Genomic DNA, 18,023 nt, shown 5'->3' with positions numbered 1-18,023 from the left:
GCTTCCCTGCGCCGATGGTACTGCACTCGGGAGGGTGTGGGAGAGTAGGTCACCGCCGGACAATCTTTTGAGGAGAGGGTTCCGACACCTGTTGCGGGTGTCGGGGCCCTCTTCTTGCGTTTCCGGGCCCTTTTCTGGCGTCCTGAAGCGGTGGACATGATCGCGCACGTCATCGACTGCGCCACTCTTCGAGGGCTGCTCGGGGGCTGTCCGGGGGTTTGGTGGGCTGCCGTCCCCAAGGGGGCTTCGGTGAGGCCGTCCCCAGGGAAGATCTGGGCCGTGCGGCGGCGAAGGTGGGGTGCGGGGAGTGATGCCCACCCTGGCTCTATGCTCTCCGGGGTGAGAGCTGGCCGGAACGATGAGGTGCCCTTCTCTCCTGCGTCGCCAGAACTGCTCTTCGGTAGCGCATTCTTTAGAGTCCCAGCGTGCTTGCCGGCGGGCGTTCTCGTCGTCGGTGATGCTCTCCTGCAGCCGTCGCAGTTCCCGCGAGGTGTAGCGCTGTGCGAACGCGACTAGGTGTTCGGGAGGGGCGAGCCGGCGACGGAACCGCGCGGCCAGCGCAGCAGCGCTCCCTGGAACTCTCGGCCACCGCAGCGGCCACCGCAGCGGCCACCGTGGCGGCCACCGCAGCACTCCCCGGAACTGCGCGGCCACCGTGGCTGTCACCGTCTCGGCGTCACTGACGACGCCGAGATGCATCTTCTCCCTTCGGAGCCCAGGCCCTGGCCGAAGCAACCTGGAAATCCCACAAGGGACGCTCTAGCGGCATGTTGGTATATGCCGTGATAATGATCACGTGGCCGAGGCCGTGGCGAAGGCGATACTGCGGCTGGTCGTCGTGATCGCCTTGATCCTGCCGATCCTGCCGATCCTGCCGATCCTGCCGATCCTGCCGATCCTGCCGATCCTGCAGGTGAACAGGTCCCGAGAGCTGGCTGGCCTCGGCGGCGCCGCCGCCGATCGGGATTAGCGTCGCCGTCGATGCGGTCCCGCAAGCCACGTTTGTAGAACTTGGGGGTGCTCTCCTCGGTGGCCCGTATGGCTTATTCGAATCGCGGCCACATCGAGCCGTTCGCGTGGGGGTGCTGGGCACGTTAATGGTTGGATGTCGACGTTCATATCCTTGATGCTGGCGTGGGCCGTTCAATATGGATTGTTCCTTCCGACCGTCACATGGCGAGTGGCAGATGTCGGTGGGAAAGCCGGGGTTCGTCACGCTGAGAGTGAACCGGAAATCGGACTCAGGCTCGGCCGTTGCGTGCGGGTGCAGCGACGGAAGGCGCGGTTGTGCTTATCCGGCTTTGAGCATTGGCGATATCCCGGTTGGACAGGCTCGTGGACGGTCCACGGCTTGCTAGGCTGGAGGCACACCGGGCCACCCCCACGGGTGGCCTTCGTCGCGTAAGGCCCAGGGTGGGCGGCGACCAGCCACGGTGGACCGTCGTTGAGAGTCCGCTGGGTGAGCCAACGAAATGGACCAGAAGTGAACAGAGATAACGGACCGGACGGCGGACAGCGCGGGGGCGGCGACTACGAGGACAAGCGCCCGGGCGGAGGCGACAGGAGCGGCGGCTACGGCTCCCGCGGGCGAGACTCCGGCGGGGACCGTCCGTTCCGTTCCGGTGAAGGGTCGCGGTCCTACAACCGCGGCGACAGAGGGCCTCGGCGTGACGACTCCAGGGACGACCGCCCGAGCCGCCGTGACGGCGAGGAGCGCCGTACGTACCGCGATCGGGATGATCGCGGACCCCGCCGTGAAGGCGGTTACCAGGACCGGGGTCCGCGCCGTGAGGGCGGCTACCGCGACAACCGCGCCCCCCGGCGCGATGGTGACGACCGTGGACCGCGCCGCGAAGGCGATGATCGTCGTCCCTATCGGGACAGGGATGATCGTGGTCCTCGTCGTGAGGGTGGTTACGGTGAGCGTCGTGAGGGCGGTTACGGTCCCCGTCGCGAGGGTGGTGGTTTCCAGGATCGTGGACCTCGTCGTGAGGGCGGTTTCCAGGACCGGGGCCCCCGCCGTGAAGGTGGGTTCCGTGACGATCGCGGGCCTCGTGGTGCCGGCGGTGGGCGTGATGATCGTGGGCCGCGTCGTGAGGGCGGGTTCCGTGACAGCGGTCCCCGTCGCGAGGGTGGAGGGTTCCAGGATCGCGGACCCCGTCGTGAGGGTGGCTTCCAGGACCGGGGCCCCCGCCGAGAGGGCGGGTTCCGCGACGATCGCGGGCCGCGCCGCGAAGGCGGCTACCGTGACGATCGCGGGGACCGGGGCTCACGCGGCGAGGGCGGCGGTTACGGCGCCCGTCGTGAGGGTGGTTTCCAGGACCGCGGACCTCGTCGTGAGGGTGGTTTCCAGGACCGCGGACCGCGCCGCGAAGGCGATGATCGTCGTCCCTATCGGGACAGGGATGATCGTGGTCCTCGTCGTGAGGGTGGTTACGGTGAGCGTCGTGAGGGTGGTTACGGTGAGCGTCGTGAGGGCGGTTACGGTCCCCGTCGCGAGGGTGGTGGTTTCCAGGATCGTGGACCTCGTCGTGAGGGCGGTTTCCAGGACCGGGGCCCCCGCCGAGAGGGTGGGTTCCGTGACGATCGCGGGCCTCGTGGTGCCGGCGGTGGGCGTGATGATCGTGGGCCGCGTCGTGAGGGCGGGTTCCGTGACAGCGGTCCCCGTCGCGAGGGTGGAGGGTTCCAGGATCGCGGACCTCGCCGTGAGGGTGGCTTCCAGGACCGGGGCCCCCGTCGCGAAGGTGGGTTCCGTGACGATCGCGGGCCGCGCCGCGAGGGCGGGTACGGCGGACGTCGTGAGGGTTCCTCCGACAGGCGTGAGGGTGGCTACCGCGACCGTCGTGAAGGCGGTTTCGGCGGTGACCGGGAAAGGGAGCAGCGCGACTCCAGGCCGTTCTCGAGGGACGACCGCGAGGAGCGTTCCGGTACGCGGGCCAGGTACGGCCGGCCGGAGCGGGAGGGCGAGGCCGCTCCGCAGCGCGAGAAGCTGCCCGAGATGGCTCCCGACATCACCGTCGACGAGCTGGACAAGGAAGTTCTCGAGGAGCTGCGTTCGCTGCCCGGCGACCTGGCCGACCTCGTCGGCCGGCATCTGGTCGCGGCCGAGCGGGCGCTCGAAGAGGACGATCCCGATCAGGCGCACGAGCACACCAAGGTGGCGCGCAGGTTCGCGGCCCGCATCGGTGTCGTACGGGAGGCCGCAGGCATCGTCGCCTATCGGGCCGGGCACTTCTCGGAGGCGCTGAGCGACCTGCGGGCGGCCAGGCGGATGACGGGTTCGGAGGCGTACCTGCCGGTCATGGCCGACTGCGAGCGCGGTCTCGGCCGTCCCGAGCGGGCCATCGACCTCGTACGTTCGCCCGAGGCGGAGCGCCTCGACAGAGACGGGCGCATCGAGCTGACCATTGTCGAGTCCGGCGCCCGCCGCGACCTCGGCCAGCACGACGCCGCCGTGATCACTCTGCAGCGCCTCCCCGAGCTGCGCGACCCGCAGCCCAAGCCGTGGTCGGCACGGCTGGCCTTCGCGTACGCAGACGCCCTGGCCGACGCCGGGCACCAGGAGGCGGCCACCGAGTGGTTCGGCCGGGCGATGGCGTTCGACGAGGACGGCGAGACGGATGCGGCCGAGCGGTACGCGGAGCTGACCGGCGCCGTCATCGAGGACGTCGAGGAGGACTACGACGAGGAGGCCGGGCTCGACGGTGCGGCTGACGACGAGGACGAGCTCGACGAGGACTTCGACGGAGACGATGTCTCTGAGATCTCGGCCGCGGAGGATGAGGACGACGACGATGACGCCGCCGCCCTCGCCGAGGCCGGCGACCTTCTGGAGTCTGACGACGTTCAGGACGAAGCACCGGAGCAGGACGAATCCGTCGTTGTATCGGCGGACTCGGACGAATCCGTGTCCGAGGCTGCGCCGGTTGAGTCCCGGACTCAGTCGGTCGAGGACGAGGTTGCTGTCGTTGAGGGCGAATCCGCTGCTGCTGAGGCCGGTTCCGATGCGCGGCAGGCTGAAGTAGAGCCTGAGGCGGCGGACGCCGGACCCGAAGGCTCCACGGAGGCCGTTGACCAGGAGGCGGAGACCGACTCTGCTCGCGGCCAGCAGCCTGAGGCGGCCCCCGAGGCTGAGACGGCCAAGCGGGACGAGGTGGAGGAGGCGGCTGGGCAGGCCGAGCCGCCTGGGATCACGCCGGCGTTCATCGAGCCGAACTTCGGCGACGTGCTCGACGACGCCAACGAGACGCCCACGGACAAGCCCAAGAACGACTGACGCACACTCCGCACCGCCTCCCCTGCACTAGTGGGGGAGGCGGTGCTGATGTGTGGGGCTTTGTCAGTCTGTCTCCGCTCGGCGGTGGTGATCGTCGGGACGGTACAAAACCGTGGGCGGAGTTCGCGTCCCGGAGGGAAGCTCATGGTGGGACGCGGGGGCTCATGGTGAGACATTGGGGTTCACGGTGGGACACGGGGTTCACGGTGACACGCGGTCGAGCCAGTGCAGGATCCCCGCGACGTTCGACGCGGCGCCGTTCAACAACTCGAACTGCTCCGCCGTAGCCTCATCGGCGGTCATCGCGCTGTACCGTTCCTTGGTGCGGTCTCTGACCATGGCGACGGCGTGGTCCAGATCCATGCCCTCCGACCGGGCCTGCTGCGTCAGATCAACCCAAACCCGGAGCTCTTCCGCAGACCGTTCAAGCGTCTCCTCAACCGCCTCGACCGGCCCGTAATGACTGAACAGTAACCTCTGCGGCCCAAGCGCTTCGAACAGCGCGATCGAGTCGAGTGCGGTCTTCAGGTCGAAGTCCGGCGGAGGGGTCGCGGGGCGCAAGTCGCCGGTTTCGGGCAGGTAGACGCCGGCCGCATCCCCGACGTACAGGTCGCCGGTGGCGGAGTCGACGAGGCCGACGTGGTGCTTGGCGTGGCCGGGGGCGTAGTGGCTGTTCAGCGTACGCCCGTTGCCCAGGTCGATGGCGCCGGTGTCGCCGAGGGCGAGGATGCGTTCGGCTTCGGTGGGGGCCAGCTCGCCGAAGAGGGTGTCGAGTTTGTCGCCCCAGACCATGCGGGCGCTGGCCATGAGCCGTGACGGCTCGGCGAGGTGGCGGGCGCCCTTCTCGTGAACGACGACCTGCGCGGACGAGAAGAATCTGGCGATGTCGCCCACCCCGCCGGCGTGGTCGAGGTGGATGTGGGTCACGACGACCGTGGCCAGGTCGTCGGGGCCGACACCCAGCGAGGCGAGCGCGTCGCGCACCACGGGCGCCGAGGTCGAGGTGCCCGTCTCCACCAGGCACGGCCGGTCGCTCAGGATGAGATAGCCAGCCGTGATGCCCGCATATCCGGCCATTCTGGTGTCGATCTCATAGACGTCGCCGCCAAGCGCGGTGATGTTGTCCACAGGCACTCCTGATCGTCCAGCCGTTATCCCCAGAACGGCGTTCGAGCCGATCCGGCGTCCCCCTCATCGTAGAGAGTGATCCTCACCAGAGCACCGATAGGAGGACGACCGTGGATCGAAACGAAGTCTTGCTGGTGGGGAGACTGTCAGCGCCGGTCGAGGATCATCCGTTGCCGAGCGGCGACACCGTCTCGAAGTGGCGCATCATCGTGCGCCGCCGCCGGCACAGACGCGGCGCCGCCCTGACGGACAGCGTCCCGTGCGTCACGTTCAACCCGGAGACCGCCGCCGTGGTCCGCGCACTCAAACCCCGCGACTACATCGAGGTGACGGGGTCGTTCCGTTGCCGCGTTTTCGGGCCGTCGGCCGCCAAGATCTGGCGCTACGAAGTGGAGGTGAGCTCCGCCAGACCCTACGAAGCGGAGCTCGCGGAGCCCGCCGACCCGGTCGGCGACGGCGGCGCGGGCACGCTCGCCGTCCTGATCCCCAGACAGGTCCCCTACCTGGCGCCGGCCGTCTGACCGGTGACTGCCGGCCGACCGGGCGCGCACTTCGTCGGCGCCCGGCACTCAGTCGATCGCGAACGTGCGCAGGACCAGGCCGGTCCTCGGTTTGGGGCCGAAGGAGGTGGACTTGCGAGGCACTCGTTCGCCGCCGGCGGCCACCGCCAGCACGTCCTCGATCGCGAGCGGTCTCAGGATCACCGCGGTTCCGCCCGTACGTACGGCGAGCCGGGCCGCGGCCTCGGTGTCGTGGTGGACGATGCGCACGGTCCGTTCGTCGTCACGCATGCCCCACACCACGGGCAGCACGAACTCGGTGAGGATGGAGGTGTTGAGCGAGTTCCACCGATCGGAGTGATCGGGCGGCATGGCGCGGGCCAGCCGCACCGGATCCGGATCGGTGAGCAGCCGTGCGCCTCCCTCGCCGGCCAGCAGGAAGGCGGGCTCCGGCACGCTGTCCAGCGCGGCCAGGCCGCTCGCCAGGTCGTCGTAGTACCGCACCTGCCAGAAGCTCCGCGCCCTCTCGGTGGCCTCGCTGAGGGGGAGGCCAGGGATCACGCGGTGGATGGCCTTGAGGTCGGGCGGGTAGGCGGTGCTGTCCACGAGCAGAGCCAGCCCGAAGTCCCACGGCCCGGTCCCACCCGCGCTGGCACTGCCCGTGCTGGGCTCTTTCGTGGTGGGGGTGTCGGCGTCGGGTCGGCTCGTGCGGGGCTCACCCGTGATGGGCCCGCTCGTGGTCGGGGCACCTGTGGTGGGGCTGCCTGTGTTGGTACGGCCGGCGTCGGCGCGGGTCTCGCGAGGGCCACCGGCGTTGGTACGGCTCTCGTGGGGGCGCCTGGCATCGTGGCGGCTTGTGCTGGAGTCGCTGATGCCGGGCTCGTGGGCGGTGGCGTGTTCCTGGCGTTGCAGGACGCGGTACGTGGCGTAGCGGTGGTGGCCGTCGGCGATCAGGGCCTGGCGATGGTGGAGGTCGGCGTTGACTACGGCGATCTCCGCCGGGTCCGTGATGGCCCAGAGGCGGTGGGTCAGGCCGTCTTCGGTATGGGCGGTCACCAGCGGGCGTCGCTTGGCGGCCACCTCGTCCACCAGGGCCGTGGCGGTGCCGTTGTCGCCCTCGTACAGCAGGAAGATGGGCTCGAGGTTGGCCTGGGTGGTGCTCATGAGGGCGAGGCGGTCCGCGACGGGGCCTGCCATGACGTCCTCGTGCGGCAGGATGATGCGCTGCGCGGGGTCGGTCAGGCCGACGTCTCCGATCAGGCCGCGTTGCAGGACGTCAGGGCCGCTCTGTTCGTAGACGTACAGTGCCGGCACCTCGTCCGGGACGAGCACACCTTCCGCCAGCCACTCTTTGAGCGTTCTCCCGGCCTCGGCGTAGTCGGTGGAGGGCGGGTGGTTGGTGGTCGGTGAGGTTGTGTCTGGGATGTTGTGGGGTGGTGCGCTGGGTTCTGGGGCTGTATGGGCAGAGCGTGGGTGGTGAGTGGTCCGGGAGGTCTCGGCTGGGGCGTGATTGGATGACGCCGCCGGTTCCGGGGTGTGTTGGGCCGAGGGTCGGTGGTGGGTGGTTGAGGAGGTCACCTCCGGGCGGGAGGCGTGCGGGGCGGGCGGTTCCGGGGCGTGGTGGGGTGTGGACGAGGAGTCGCCGGGGGTGGAGCAGGGAAGGATGAGGCGTACGACGTTGTTCGGGTGAGAGTCCAGGAGGGCCTCGACGTCGGCGTCGGAGATCAGGTCGTACGGCGGGGAGGTCACCTTGGCGGGATCTTCGACAGCGAAACGCACGCCCCGGAAGGGCCGTAGCACCAGGCCGTCCGGCACCGGCAGTTCAGGAGTCCCCATACCGGGCATGCTGCCATAAGTGCTTAAACCTTCCGGAAGTCGCCCCATGGTCGCAGTCGTGCCCGTTCCGCGTCAGGGCGGAGCGGGGGAAGCCGTACAGCGATGAAGGAGTCCCCACACATGGCTCACGAGGGAAACGTTCATGATGAGAACCCCGGCGCTCCCCTGGGTGGTGTTTATGACTGGTATCAGCGTGGTGTCCGCTTGCTGAAGGAAGGGAGTCCGGCGGCTGCCGCGGCCCTGCTCGAACGGGCCGCTGCCGTGGAGCCCGAATCGCGCAGCATTCTTGAGGCACTGGCCCGGGCGCAGTTCAACTCCCGGCAGTATGCCGAGGCGGCGGCCAGCTTCCGGCAGATCGTGGATGCGAATCCGGCCGAGGATTATGCCTATTTCGGGCTTGGGCTGGCGTTGTGGCGGACGGGGGATGTGGAAGGGGCGCAGGAACCGCTGGCGATCGCGGTGGCCATGCGGCCGGATGAGCGGCATTATGTGTCGGCTTTGAAGAGTGTGCGGGCGACGTTGCGGGCACGGCGGGAGATGTGATCGCCGGGCCGCCATCCGCCCCGCTTTCCGTCCCGGCCTGATAATCCCTCGCTCAGGTTGGTTGTTGCAGGTCCGTCCAGGTTCCCGGCTACTCGTTGAGTGGCTTCCCGCACGGGTTCTTGGGCGGCGGTGAGCAGCGTGCGGCCCGCCGCCCAGGCGGTCCGCTTGTTGAGTGACTCCTCGACTGTTTTGATTCAGTTCTCGGGTGATCGTTGCGCGGCGCTCGGGTGGGTGCATGGGTTGGCCCGTTGGTCGTGTCTCAGTAGTTTGCGCTGGTGATCTTTCAGTGGGGCTCCTTGCGCTTGTGGCTCTCTGTTCAGGTCTGGGCTGTTCTCTCGTTCGGGGTGCCCTTCTTGTTCGGAGGCGTTCTTCTGTTCCGACTGCCCTTTCGGCGGGGCCGGCTTGTACGTCCGGGCATGGCGTTTCGTTCGGGGTGGGTCTGCAGGGCGGGCGGGGGTTTTACGGGCGTCTGTTGGCTTGGTGTCAGGTGGTGTGGTGGTCGGCGTTGGCGGTTATGGCGGCTTGGTAATACGCGGCCAGGCCGGGAGCTGTGGCGTCTATGGAGGCGGTGAAGCGGGGGTCGTTGACGTACATGTCGCCGAGCCCGCGGTGGATCTCGTACGTGCAGTCGTAGCACCAGCGGGTGATGTGGGCCCGATGTTCCTCCGCCAAGGCCATGGCGAGCTCGCCGTCCGCCGGAGCGCCCGAGCGCATCGCGTCCGCCATGCGCGAACTGAGGTCGCCCGCCTCCGCCATGAAACGCTGCCAGTCCTGCTTCGTGTACGCCGACGAGCGCCGCATGGCGTCTGCCCAGGCCTGGGTGCCGCCCCAGCGCTGCTCGGCCTCGGCCGCGTGTTCGTCGGGGTCGAAGCCGCCGAACAGTTCCTCGCGCTCCTGCGGGGTCAGGTCGAGTGGTGCGGACATGGTCATCCCTTCCTCAGGCGAATATGGGGAGGACGCTAAAGTCTCACGCAGCGTGAGAGTCAAACGGGAAGAGGCCCTGTGCTGATCGACGGCTATGACACCCTGCTGCTCGACCTCGACGGCGTGGTCTATCTCGGCAGCCACGCGGTGCCCGGGGCGCCGGAGGCGCTGGAGGAGGCGCAGCGGCGCGGCGCGCGGCTGGCGTACGTGACCAACAACGCCTCCCGTACCCCGTCCGCCATCGCCGCGCACCTGCGCGAGCTGGGCGCGCCCGCCGAGGCCGGCGACGTGGTGACCTCGGCGCAGGCCGCCGCCCGGCTGATCGCCGAACGGGTTCCGCCGGGCGCGAACGTGCTCGTGGTCGGCGGCTCCGGACTGCGCCTGGCGGTGCGCGATCAGGGGCTGCGGCCGGTTTCGACGGCCGTCGAGTCGCCGGCCGCCGTGGTGCAGGGGATCGCCCCGGGGCTGTCGTACGGGCTGCTGTCGGAGGGTGCGCTGGCGGTGCGGCACGGGGCGCTGTTCGTGGCGTCGAACGGTGACAGCACGATGCCGACCCAGCGTGGTGAGCTGCCGGGGAACGGCGCGATGGTACGGGTGATCGCCGCCGCCACCGGCGTCGAGCCCGTCTACGCGGGCAAGCCCGAACCGCCGCTGCACCGGGAGTCGATGATCCGTACGGGGGCGCGCAGGCCGCTCGTCGTCGGGGACCGGCTCGACACCGACATCGAAGGGGCGACCAACGCAGGGGTGGAGAGCCTGCTGGTGCTGACCGGGGTCGCCACGCCCGCCGACGCGCTGACGGCTGAGCCCAGGCACCGGCCTACGTACATCGGAGAGGACCTGGGGGCTTTGTTGCGGCCCTATCCGGAGGTGCGTGACGGTGCCTGCGGAGGATGGCGGGCCCGGTGGCGGGAGGGGGTCCTGTTCCTGGAGGGGGAGGGCAGCAGGATCGACGGGCTGAGGGCCGCCTGCGACGCCGCCTGGGCGGCGGCCGGGGATGGGCGGGCGGAGGAGGATGCGGTCAAACCGGTGCTCGACCGCATCGGCTGAGAGACCGTTCCTGACCGCTCCACGCGGTTGGGTAGCTAGTGCTGGGGGTGGTCAGTGCTACTGCGTGTGTGCCCTCGGTGGTCGCCGCCTGCGCCTCCTCCTGGTGCCAGGATCTGTGCGGCACTCCAAGTGCCGCGGCCTGGGCGGCCGATTGGTGCTCGTGGCCTGGGGAGCCCGCTGCTGCCAGGGCCTGCGTGGTCTGCTGTTCCTGGCGGTGTGCGCGGGCGGCTGGGGGTGGCGTTCAGAGGAGTCTGCGGAGGCGGAGAAGGTCGCCGAAGCTGGCGTCGATCTTCACCCGTCCCCCGAGCAGTGCTCTGGCCAGGTCCAATTCCCCGTCGACCAGCGCGATCAAATCGTCGCTCACGATCGTGAGCTTGACGTCGGCGGCCTTGCCGTCCGCGGGCGGTTGCTCGGTGAACGGGTCCAGCCCCCCGTGGTGCAGCCGCCCGTAGAAGATCACGTCGAGGTCGGACACCCGGCAGCTGACCGTGCGCTCGACCACGTGCTTGGCCCGGTCCGCCTCGTCGATCTCGTCGAACTGGGCCACGAGCTTGGTCAGTGCCGCCCGGCAGTCCTCGACGCTTGCCATGATGCGTATCCTTTCTTCCCTTTGCGGACGGTAGCGTTCCACATCAGTAGCACCCCCGTATGGGCTTCAACGTGTGACACGCCTGCCAAGGTCCCGGCACCTCCCGGGAGGCGTTACGGTCGAGTCATGAGTGAGCTGCCGGAGGAGACCGGCGACGAGCGGGTCGACGCCATCGTGGCGCGCCTCGGCGGGCTGGGCGAGCTGCCCGTGAGTGAGCACGTCGCGCTCTTCGACGAGGCGTTCTCGGGGCTGGAGAGCACGCTCGCGGCCGTGGACGAGCCGACGGCGGACCAGCCCTCGCCGGACGGACGACCCTCGCCGAGCGAACCGATGCCGGATGGGCCGATGCCGGGTGGGCCGACGCCGGGTGAGCGGCCGCGCCCCGGTGGGTGGTTGGCGGGCGAGCGGGCCGTGGGACGCCCGTGAGCCGCAGGATCCGGCTCGACAGCGAGCTCGTACGCCGCGGCATGGCCAGATCGCGCGAACAGGCCGTCCAGCTCATCGAGGCCGGCCGGGTCAGCGTCGGCGGGCAGCGGGCACAGAAGGCCGCCACCCAGGTCGACACCGCCTCCGCCATCGTCGTGGCCACCTCGGACGAGGGGCCCGACTACGTTTCGCGCGGAGCGCACAAGCTGCTCGGCGCGCTGGACACGTTCGAGACCCTGAAGGTGGAGGGCCGCCGCTGCCTCGACGCGGGCGCCTCCACCGGCGGGTTCACCGACGTGCTGCTGCGCCGCGGCGCCGCCCACGTGCTGGCGGTGGACGTCGGCTACGGGCAGCTGGCCTGGTCGTTGCGCAACGACGAGCGGGTGACCGTCATGGAGCGGGTCAACGTACGCGACCTCACCCCCGAGATGGTCGGCGAGGAGCCGCCCACGCTGGTGGTGGGCGACCTGTCGTTCATCTCGCTGCGGCTCGTGCTGCCCGCGCTGGCGGCGGTGGCCGCGCCCGCGGCGGATTTCGTGATGTTGGTGAAGCCTCAGTTCGAGGTGGGCAAGGATCTGGTCGGGGCGGGCGGGGTCGTGCGCGATCCCGCGCTGCGGGCGCGTTCGGTCCGCGACGCCGCGGCCAAGGCGACGGAGCTGGGGCTGAGTGTGCGCGGTGTGACCGCGAGCCCGCTGCCCGGACCGTCGGGAAATGTGGAATATCTGCTCTGGCTGGGCAAGGGGGCAGGCGAGCCGCAGGTCGCCGACCTCGACGCCGAGATCGAGCGGGCCGTCGCGGAAGGGCCGCAATGAAACGGACTGTGCTGGTCGCCGTGCACACCGGGCGCGGCGCCGCCATCGACAGCGCCCGGTTGGTGATCAACCGGCTGGTCGACGCGGGCATCAACGTCAAGGTGCTGGACGCCGAGGCAGGCGAGATCGGCTGCGGCGTGGCCGAGGCGGTGCCCGCCGACCCGGGCGCGGCCAAGGACGCCGAGGTCATGATCGTGCTCGGCGGCGACGGGTCGCTGCTGCGCGCCGCCGAGCTGGCCAGGCCCACCGGCACGCCACTGCTGGGCGTCAACCTCGGTCATGTCGGGTTCCTGGCCGAGGCCGAGGTCGCCGATCTCGCCGCGGCCGTCGACAGCGTCGTGGCCGGCCGGTACGACGTCGAGGAGCGGATGACCATCGATGTTCTCGCCCGGCAGAACGGCCGCGTGCTGGCCGACACCTGGGCGCTCAACGAGGTCACCGTCGAGAAGCAGGAACGCATGCTGGAGGTCGTCGCGGAGATCGACGGGCGGCCGCTGTCCAGATGGGGCTGCGACGGGGTGATCTGCGCCACTCCGACGGGCTCGACCGCCTACGCCTTCTCCGCGGGCGGCCCCGTCGTCTGGCCGGAGGTCGAGGCGCTGCTCATGGTGCCCATCAGCGCGCACGCGCTGTTCGCCAAGCCACTGGTGGTCTCGCCGCGCTCCACGCTGGCCGTCGAGATCCTGCCCGACACCCCCGGGGGCGTGCTGTGGTGCGACGGGCGGCGCAGGTTCGAGCTGCCGTCCGGGACGCGGATCGAGGTCCGCAAGGGCGCCGAGCCCGTACGGCTGGCGCGGCTGCACGGGGTGGAGAGCACCGGCGCGCCGTTCACCGACAGGCTGGTCGCCAAGTTCGAGCTTCCTGTCCAGGGGTGGCGCGGAAGGGTTCGTCCTTGAGTGAATGGGCTGAGGAGGACGGAAGGGTTCGCCCCTGAGCGAACGGCCTGGGGAGGGCCGAAGGGTTCGTCCCTGAGTGAATGGCCTGAGTGAATGGAAGGCGGAGCGCGTAGGATCACGTGGGCATGATGAAACGCCTCAGGCGGCGTCGGACACGGCAGTGAACGGGAGTGGGCAGTGCGACCAAGGGTCGAGGAGGTCCGCATCCAGGGGCTCGGCGTCATCGACGAGGCCGTGCTCGAGCTTTCGCCTGGCTTCAACGTGGTCACCGGCGAGACGGGTGCGGGCAAGACGATGGTCGTCACCGGGCTCGGCCTGCTGTTCGGCGGCCGGGCCGACCCTTCGCGGGTCCGGCCGGGAGCCGACCGGGCCTCGGTCGAGGGCACGCTCGTCATCGAGCCGGGCGGGCGCGTCGCCCAGCAGGTCGAGGACATCGGCGGCGCGGCCGACGACGGCGAGCTGATCATCTCCCGCACCGTCTCGGCCGAGGGCAGGTCCAGGGCGTGGCTCGGCGGGCGCACGGTTCCCGTGGGCACGCTCACCTACCTCGCCGACGACCTGGTCGCCGTGCACGGGCAGATGGACCAGCAGCGGCTGCTGCAGCCGGCCAGGCAGCGGGCGGCGCTCGACCGCTACGCCGGCAACGAGCTGGTCAAGCCGCTGCGCGCCTACTCCCAGGCCTACAAGCGGCACAAGAAGGTGGGCGCGCAGCTCGAAGAGCTGACCACCAGGGCCAGGGAGCGGGCGCAGGAGGCCGACCTGCTGCGCTTCGGGCTCGAAGAGATCGAGAAGGTCGATCCCAAGCCGGGCGAGGACGTCGAGCTGCGCAGCGAGGAGGAGCGGCTCTCGCACGCCGACGCGCTGCGCAGCGCCGCGACCACCGCCCACACGGCGTTGCTCGGCGACCCGATGGAGGCCGCGGGCGGCCCTCACGACGTGATCTCGCTGCTGGGCGAGGCCCGCGCGGCCGTGGAGGCCGTGCGCGACTTCGACACTCAGCTCGCCGGGGTGGCCGACCGGCTGGCCGAGGCGGGCTACCTGATCTCCGACGTGGCCACCGACCTGGCGGCGTACGCGGAGTCGATCGAGGCCGATCCGGCGCGGCTGGCCGCCGTCCAGGAACGCCGGTCGGTGCTGTCCGGCCTGATCCGTAAATACGCCGAGGACAGCGCGGGAGTGCTGGCGTGGGCGCAGCGCTCGTCCGCCCGCCTGGCCGAGCTGGAGGGCGACGACGAGCGCATCGACGAGCTCACCCGCGAATACGAGGAGCTGACCACCCGGCTCACCGACCTGGCCGACGAGCTCACCGCCGTCCGTCAGGCCGCCGCCGAGCGGTTCGGCCAGGCGGTGACCGACGAGCTGACCGCGCTGGCGATGCCGCACGCCAAGGTCGTGGTCCAGCTGAGCCAGAGCCCGGAGTTCGGCCCCGAGGGCCGCGACGAGGTGGAGCTGCGGATGGCCGCCCATCCGGCCGCGCCGCCGCTGCCGCTCAACAAGGGCGCCTCGGGCGGTGAGCTGAGCCGGGTGATGCTCGCCATCGAAGTGGTCTTCGCCGGCGCCGATCCCGTGCCGACGTTCGTGTTCGACGAGGTCGACGCGGGGGTCGGCGGGAAGGCCGCGGTCGAGATCGGGCGCAGGCTGGCCCGGCTCGCCCGCACCGCACAGGTGATCGTCGTCACGCACCTGCCGCAGGTCGCGGCCTTCGCCGACCAGCATCTCGTGGTCGAGAAGGCGAGCGACGGCAGCGTCGTGCGCAGCGGCGTCGTCACGCTCAACCACGAGGGCCGGGTACGCGAGCTGTCCCGGATGCTGGCCGGCCTGGAGGACTCCGAGCTCGGCCGGGCACACGCCGAAGAACTGCTCGGGCTGGCGGCGGCCGACAGGTGATCCTGGGTGACATAGCGGACACGCCGCGTCATGCGTGGCCTCCGCGCTGTTTCCCTCTGGCAGGATGGTCTTGATGAAGGTTCCGGGAAGCAGGATGCCGGGCCTCCGCGGGAGGAAGGTCGGAGACCTTCCCGGTGTAACGGCAGTGGCGAGAATCGACCGGCGGACCAAGAGGCTGACAAAACGCCTCCAGCCCGGGGAAATAGCGATTATCGACCATGTTGACGTTGACCGGGTCAGCGCGGAGGCTCTTGTCGCATGCGGTGCTTCGGCCGTGGTCAACGTGGCCAGCGGCATCAGCGGCCGCTATCCCAACCTGGGGCCTCAGATTCTGCTCGACGCCGGGGTGCCGTTCGTCGACAACGCCAACCAGGAGTTGTTCGAACGGGTCAAAGACGGTGATGTCGTACGCGTCTGCGACGGCGTCGTCTACCTCGACGACGACGTGGTCGGCAAGGGCGAGGAGCAGACCCCGGAGGCCGTCGAGTCGGCCATGGCCGAGGCGCGCGCCGGTCTGGCCGTGCAGATCGAGGCGTTCGCCGTCAACACGATGGAATACGTCCGCGGTGAGGGCAAGCTGCTCATCGACGGTGTCGGCGTACCCGAGATCCGCACGCCCATGGAGGGCAGGCACGTCCTCATCGTGGTGCGCGGTTATCACTACAAAGAAGACATCGCCACGCTGCGCCCCTACATCCGCGAATACCGTCCGGTACTCGTCGGGGTCGACGGCGGCGCCGACGCGCTGCTGGAGGCCGGCTACCTGCCCGACGTGATCGTCGGCGACTTCGACTCGGTCTCCACCAAGGCCCTGACCTGCGGCGCCGAGCTCGTCGTACACGCCTACCGCGACGGCAGGGCGCCCGGCCTCGAGCGGGTGCACCAGCTCGGCAGGGAAGCGGTCATCTTCCCCGCCACCGGCACCAGCGAGGACATCGCGATGCTGCTGGCCGACGACAAGGGCGCCGAGCTGATCGTCGCGGTGGGCACCCACGGCACTCTGGAGGAGTTTCTCGACAAGGGCCGCTCCGGCATGGCCAGCACCTTCCTCACCCGGCTGATCATCGGCAGCAAGCTCATCGACGCCAAGGGCGTCAGCAGGCTCTACCGCAGCCGCATCACCACGTCCCAGCTGCTCCTGCTCGTGATCACGGCGCTGATCACCATGGGGGTCGCGCTCTTCCTGTCGCCGCTCGGTCAGACCTGGCTCAACGGGCTGCAGGACGTCTGGAACGCATTCATCTTCTGGTTGGTCGGACTTTTCTCGTGATCGATTTTCGCTACCACCTCGTCTCCATCGTCGCGATCTTCCTGGCGCTCGCGGTCGGGATCGTGCTCGGCACCACGCTGCTGCAGGAGCCGGCGGTCAAGTCCGCCCAGGAGCTGACGGCCCAGCTCACCAAGACGAAGGAGGAGCTGCGGGCCCAGATCGACACGCTGCAGGGCCGCGAGGCGGGCAACGACAGCTTCATCACCTCCGTGACGCCCGACCTGGTGTCGGGCGACCTGGCCGGTCAGCGGGTGCTGCTGATCGAGACGCCGGGCTCCAGCACCGCCGCGCGCGAGTCCGTGCAGCAGGTGCTCGACCAGGCCGGGGCCGAGATCTCCGGCCGGGTCACGCTGACCGAGAAGTTCCTCGACCCCAAGGGCATAGGCGTGCTCGACGGCCTGGTCAACCAGCTCAAGCCGGTCAACATGGTCTTCCCCGCCACCACCACCAGCTGGGATCGCGCCGCCACGCTGCTGGCCTCCGCCCTGGTCACGACCGACCAGACGCAGGGCGGCACCCCTAACACCGCCGCCGCCGACGTCGTCAGCACGTTCGAGACCGGCGGCCTGCTCAGCACCGAGGGCGAGGTGACCAAGCGGGCCACGCTCGCGGTCATGTTCGCGCCGGAGAAGGCGTACGAGGGGGAGAGCGCCGAGGCCCAGGTGGGCGCGCTCGTCTCCGTCGCCGACGGCTTCGACGTCGGCGGCATGGGCACGGTGCTGGCCGGAATGGCCGCCACCACGGCCCTGCCCGGCGACGCGATCAGCGCCGTACGCGACGAGGGCGAGGTCTCCAAGCGCGTGTCCACCGTGGACACCGTCGACATGCCCCTCGGGCGCGTCGTGGTCGTCTATTCTCTCCGCGAACAACTGGCCGGGCGCGCCGGCCAGTACGGCGTGGGCAGGGGAGCCTCGGCCGCCATGCCCGTGGAGACGTCCGCCACCCCGTCCCCCACCGCAACGTCAGGGAGCTGACATGCCAGCCAGCCGGGCCCGTGGCCTGCTGTACGCCCTCGCCGGTGCCGCGATCGGCGCCGCCGCGGCGCGGGCCGCCTACGTGGCGTTCACCCGCAACCGCCCTGCCGACCTGAGCGGCCGCTGGACCAGGAAGAACCACCGCGGCGAGCCCATCACGCTGCTCGAAGGCCCCGCGTTCGTGGCCGGCTCCACTGCCGCCGCCGCGCTCGCGCCCGGCCTGACCCCGCGCGTACGCGCCGCCGCGCTGCTGGCCGGAGCCGGAAGCGGCGCGCTCGGCGCCTACGACGACCTCTACGGCACCACCTCCTCCAAAGGCTTCAAAGGCCACCTGAGCGCGCTGAGCCGCGGCGAGGTCACCAGCGGTGCCATCAAGATCCTCGGCATCGGCGCCACCGGCCTCGGCGCCGCCGCCCTCGTCTCGCAGGGCCCCGCCGACATCCTGGTCAACGGCGCCACCATCGCCGGCACCGCCAACCTCGCCAACCTCTTCGACCTGCGCCCCGGCCGCGCCATCAAGGTGGCCCTGCTGACCGGCGGCCCGCTGCTGGCCGCCTCGCTCCTGCGCGGCTCGCCCGCCGCGGCGGCGCTGGCCGCCGTCCCGCTCGGGGCCGCCGCCGCGCTGCTGCCCGACGACCTCGGCGAACGCGCGATGCTCGGCGACGCCGGCGCCAACGCCCTGGGCGCGCTGCTCGGGCTCGCCGCCGTCACCAAGCTCGGCAAGCCGGGCCGCTACGTCCTGCTGGGCACGGTCGTGGCGCTGACCGCGGCCGCGGAGAAGGTCAGCTTCACCAAGGTCATCGCGGGCAATCCCGTGCTCAACCGCATCGACATGCTCGGCCGCCGCCCGGCCGAGACCGTGTGACCCGCTCGGCGCGATTGTCGGTCCGGCCTGCCAGGATGTCTGCGTAC

The 18,023-nt window shown here is 70.2% G+C and carries 17 protein-coding genes; 12 read left to right on the top strand and 5 right to left on the bottom strand.

Going from position 1 to position 18,023, the window contains the following annotated elements:
* Positions 1–796 precede the first annotated feature (796 nt).
* Entirely contained in the window at positions 797–970 is a 174-nt protein-coding gene (locus AB0C28_RS47270) for a hypothetical protein (protein ID WP_358082702.1), read from the top strand.
* A 1,299-nt stretch (positions 971–2,269) separates the two neighbouring features.
* Here AB0C28_RS47270 and AB0C28_RS47265 read toward each other — a convergent pair.
* The gene (locus AB0C28_RS47265; RefSeq protein WP_358082699.1) at positions 2,270–3,094 is read right to left on the bottom strand and encodes a hypothetical protein; all 825 of its coding nucleotides are present in this window, start codon (positions 3,092–3,094) and stop codon (positions 2,270–2,272) included.
* Here AB0C28_RS47265 and AB0C28_RS47260 point away from each other — a divergent pair.
* Positions 2,999–4,276 (top strand): hypothetical protein, encoded by a 1,278-nt coding sequence (locus AB0C28_RS47260; RefSeq protein WP_357854487.1) that lies wholly within the window; start codon positions 2,999–3,001, stop codon positions 4,274–4,276. The two genes, AB0C28_RS47265 and AB0C28_RS47260, sit on opposite strands and share 96 nt — an antisense overlap.
* Positions 4,277–4,477: 201 nt before the next feature.
* On the opposite strand, the gene AB0C28_RS47255 is transcribed toward AB0C28_RS47260, so the two are convergent.
* Positions 4,478–5,404 carry an MBL fold metallo-hydrolase gene (locus AB0C28_RS47255; RefSeq protein ID WP_358082697.1) on the bottom strand — a complete coding sequence of 309 codons (927 nt, stop codon included), beginning with the start codon at positions 5,402–5,404 and terminating at the stop codon, positions 4,478–4,480.
* Between the two features lie 110 nt (positions 5,405–5,514).
* Between AB0C28_RS47255 and AB0C28_RS47250 the strand changes: the two genes are divergently transcribed.
* Positions 5,515–5,925, top strand: coding sequence for a single-stranded DNA-binding protein (locus AB0C28_RS47250; protein ID WP_357854481.1), 411 nt, complete (start codon positions 5,515–5,517; stop codon positions 5,923–5,925).
* 48 nt (positions 5,926–5,973) lie between these two features.
* Here the strand turns inward: AB0C28_RS47250 and AB0C28_RS47245 are convergent, their stop codons facing one another.
* Positions 5,974–7,740, bottom strand: a complete 1,767-nt coding sequence (locus AB0C28_RS47245; protein WP_358082694.1) for a DUF1015 domain-containing protein — start codon at positions 7,738–7,740, stop codon at positions 5,974–5,976.
* Positions 7,741–7,860: 120 nt separating this feature from the next.
* Between AB0C28_RS47245 and AB0C28_RS47240 the strand changes: the two genes are divergently transcribed.
* Positions 7,861–8,283 (top strand): tetratricopeptide repeat protein, encoded by a 423-nt coding sequence (locus AB0C28_RS47240; RefSeq protein WP_357854476.1) that lies wholly within the window; start codon positions 7,861–7,863, stop codon positions 8,281–8,283.
* A gap of 483 nt (positions 8,284–8,766) precedes the next feature.
* Here AB0C28_RS47240 and AB0C28_RS47235 read toward each other — a convergent pair whose 3' ends face one another.
* Positions 8,767–9,207 (bottom strand): TipAS antibiotic-recognition domain-containing protein, encoded by a 441-nt coding sequence (locus tag AB0C28_RS47235; RefSeq protein WP_358082691.1) that lies wholly within the window; start codon positions 9,205–9,207, stop codon positions 8,767–8,769.
* Positions 9,208–9,285: 78 nt separating this feature from the next.
* Here AB0C28_RS47235 and AB0C28_RS47230 point away from each other — a divergent pair, with 78 nt between their 5' ends.
* Positions 9,286–10,257 (top strand): HAD-IIA family hydrolase, encoded by a 972-nt coding sequence (locus tag AB0C28_RS47230; RefSeq protein ID WP_358082689.1) that lies wholly within the window; start codon positions 9,286–9,288, stop codon positions 10,255–10,257.
* A 241-nt stretch (positions 10,258–10,498) separates the two neighbouring features.
* On the opposite strand, the gene AB0C28_RS47225 is transcribed toward AB0C28_RS47230, so the two are convergent.
* Positions 10,499–10,846: an SCP2 sterol-binding domain-containing protein gene (locus AB0C28_RS47225; protein WP_346114759.1), complete on the bottom strand. Its 348-nt coding sequence runs from the start codon at positions 10,844–10,846 to the stop codon at positions 10,499–10,501.
* Between the two features lie 126 nt (positions 10,847–10,972).
* Between AB0C28_RS47225 and AB0C28_RS47220 the strand changes: the two genes are divergently transcribed.
* The 7 genes from AB0C28_RS47220 (at position 10,973) to AB0C28_RS47190 (ending at position 17,976) form a co-directional block, all read left to right on the top strand.
* Positions 10,973–11,272, top strand: a complete 300-nt coding sequence (locus AB0C28_RS47220) for a hypothetical protein (protein WP_357854467.1) — start codon at positions 10,973–10,975, stop codon at positions 11,270–11,272.
* The gene (locus tag AB0C28_RS47215; protein WP_357854463.1) at positions 11,269–12,084 is read left to right on the top strand and encodes a TlyA family RNA methyltransferase; all 816 of its coding nucleotides are present in this window, start codon (positions 11,269–11,271) and stop codon (positions 12,082–12,084) included. The genes AB0C28_RS47220 and AB0C28_RS47215 overlap by 4 nt, the downstream gene beginning before the upstream one ends.
* Positions 12,081–12,980: an NAD kinase gene (locus tag AB0C28_RS47210; RefSeq protein WP_357854460.1), complete on the top strand. Its 900-nt coding sequence runs from the start codon at positions 12,081–12,083 to the stop codon at positions 12,978–12,980. The genes AB0C28_RS47215 and AB0C28_RS47210 overlap by 4 nt, the downstream gene beginning before the upstream one ends.
* Before the next feature lie 177 nt (positions 12,981–13,157).
* Positions 13,158–14,867 carry a DNA repair protein RecN gene (recN, locus tag AB0C28_RS47205; protein WP_357854457.1) on the top strand — a complete coding sequence of 570 codons (1,710 nt, stop codon included), beginning with the start codon at positions 13,158–13,160 and terminating at the stop codon, positions 14,865–14,867.
* Between the two features lie 73 nt (positions 14,868–14,940).
* The gene (steA, locus tag AB0C28_RS47200) at positions 14,941–16,137 is read left to right on the top strand and encodes a putative cytokinetic ring protein SteA (protein WP_346114753.1); all 1,197 of its coding nucleotides are present in this window, start codon (positions 14,941–14,943) and stop codon (positions 16,135–16,137) included.
* The gene (locus tag AB0C28_RS47195; RefSeq protein WP_358082686.1) at positions 16,134–17,111 is read left to right on the top strand and encodes a copper transporter; all 978 of its coding nucleotides are present in this window, start codon (positions 16,134–16,136) and stop codon (positions 17,109–17,111) included. The genes steA and AB0C28_RS47195 overlap by 4 nt, the downstream gene beginning before the upstream one ends.
* Before the next feature lies 1 nt (position 17,112).
* Positions 17,113–17,976 carry a hypothetical protein gene (locus tag AB0C28_RS47190; RefSeq protein ID WP_358082683.1) on the top strand — a complete coding sequence of 288 codons (864 nt, stop codon included), beginning with the start codon at positions 17,113–17,115 and terminating at the stop codon, positions 17,974–17,976.
* Positions 17,977–18,023: the final 47 nt, after the last annotated feature.

Origin of the sequence: Nonomuraea sp. NPDC048892, from assembly GCF_040649735.1 — a bacterium.
Taxonomy (GTDB): Bacteria; Actinomycetota; Actinomycetes; order Streptosporangiales; family Streptosporangiaceae; genus Nonomuraea; species Nonomuraea maheshkhaliensis.
This window is presented reverse-complemented; position numbering and strand designations above follow the sequence as displayed.

What these genes read in the sequence shown, in the direction of transcription:
- AB0C28_RS47265 (WP_358082699.1), bottom strand. Translation starts at nt 3,094, where the DNA reads ATGCCGGCCGACGAGGTCGGCCAGGTCGCCGGGCAGCGAACGCAGCTC.
- AB0C28_RS47245 (WP_358082694.1), bottom strand. Translation starts at nt 7,740, where the DNA reads ATGGGGACTCCTGAACTGCCGGTGCCGGACGGCCTGGTGCTACGGCCC.
- AB0C28_RS47190 (WP_358082683.1), top strand. Translation starts at nt 17,113, where the DNA reads ATGCCAGCCAGCCGGGCCCGTGGCCTGCTGTACGCCCTCGCCGGTGCC.
- AB0C28_RS47240 (WP_357854476.1), top strand. Translation starts at nt 7,861, where the DNA reads ATGGCTCACGAGGGAAACGTTCATGATGAGAACCCCGGCGCTCCCCTG.
- AB0C28_RS47220 (WP_357854467.1), top strand. Translation starts at nt 10,973, where the DNA reads ATGAGTGAGCTGCCGGAGGAGACCGGCGACGAGCGGGTCGACGCCATC.
- AB0C28_RS47210 (WP_357854460.1), top strand. Translation starts at nt 12,081, where the DNA reads ATGAAACGGACTGTGCTGGTCGCCGTGCACACCGGGCGCGGCGCCGCC.
- steA (WP_346114753.1), top strand. Translation starts at nt 14,941, where the DNA reads ATGAAGGTTCCGGGAAGCAGGATGCCGGGCCTCCGCGGGAGGAAGGTC.
- AB0C28_RS47225 (WP_346114759.1), bottom strand. Translation starts at nt 10,846, where the DNA reads ATGGCAAGCGTCGAGGACTGCCGGGCGGCACTGACCAAGCTCGTGGCC.
- AB0C28_RS47260 (WP_357854487.1), top strand. Translation starts at nt 2,999, where the DNA reads ATGGCTCCCGACATCACCGTCGACGAGCTGGACAAGGAAGTTCTCGAG.
- AB0C28_RS47235 (WP_358082691.1), bottom strand. Translation starts at nt 9,207, where the DNA reads ATGTCCGCACCACTCGACCTGACCCCGCAGGAGCGCGAGGAACTGTTC.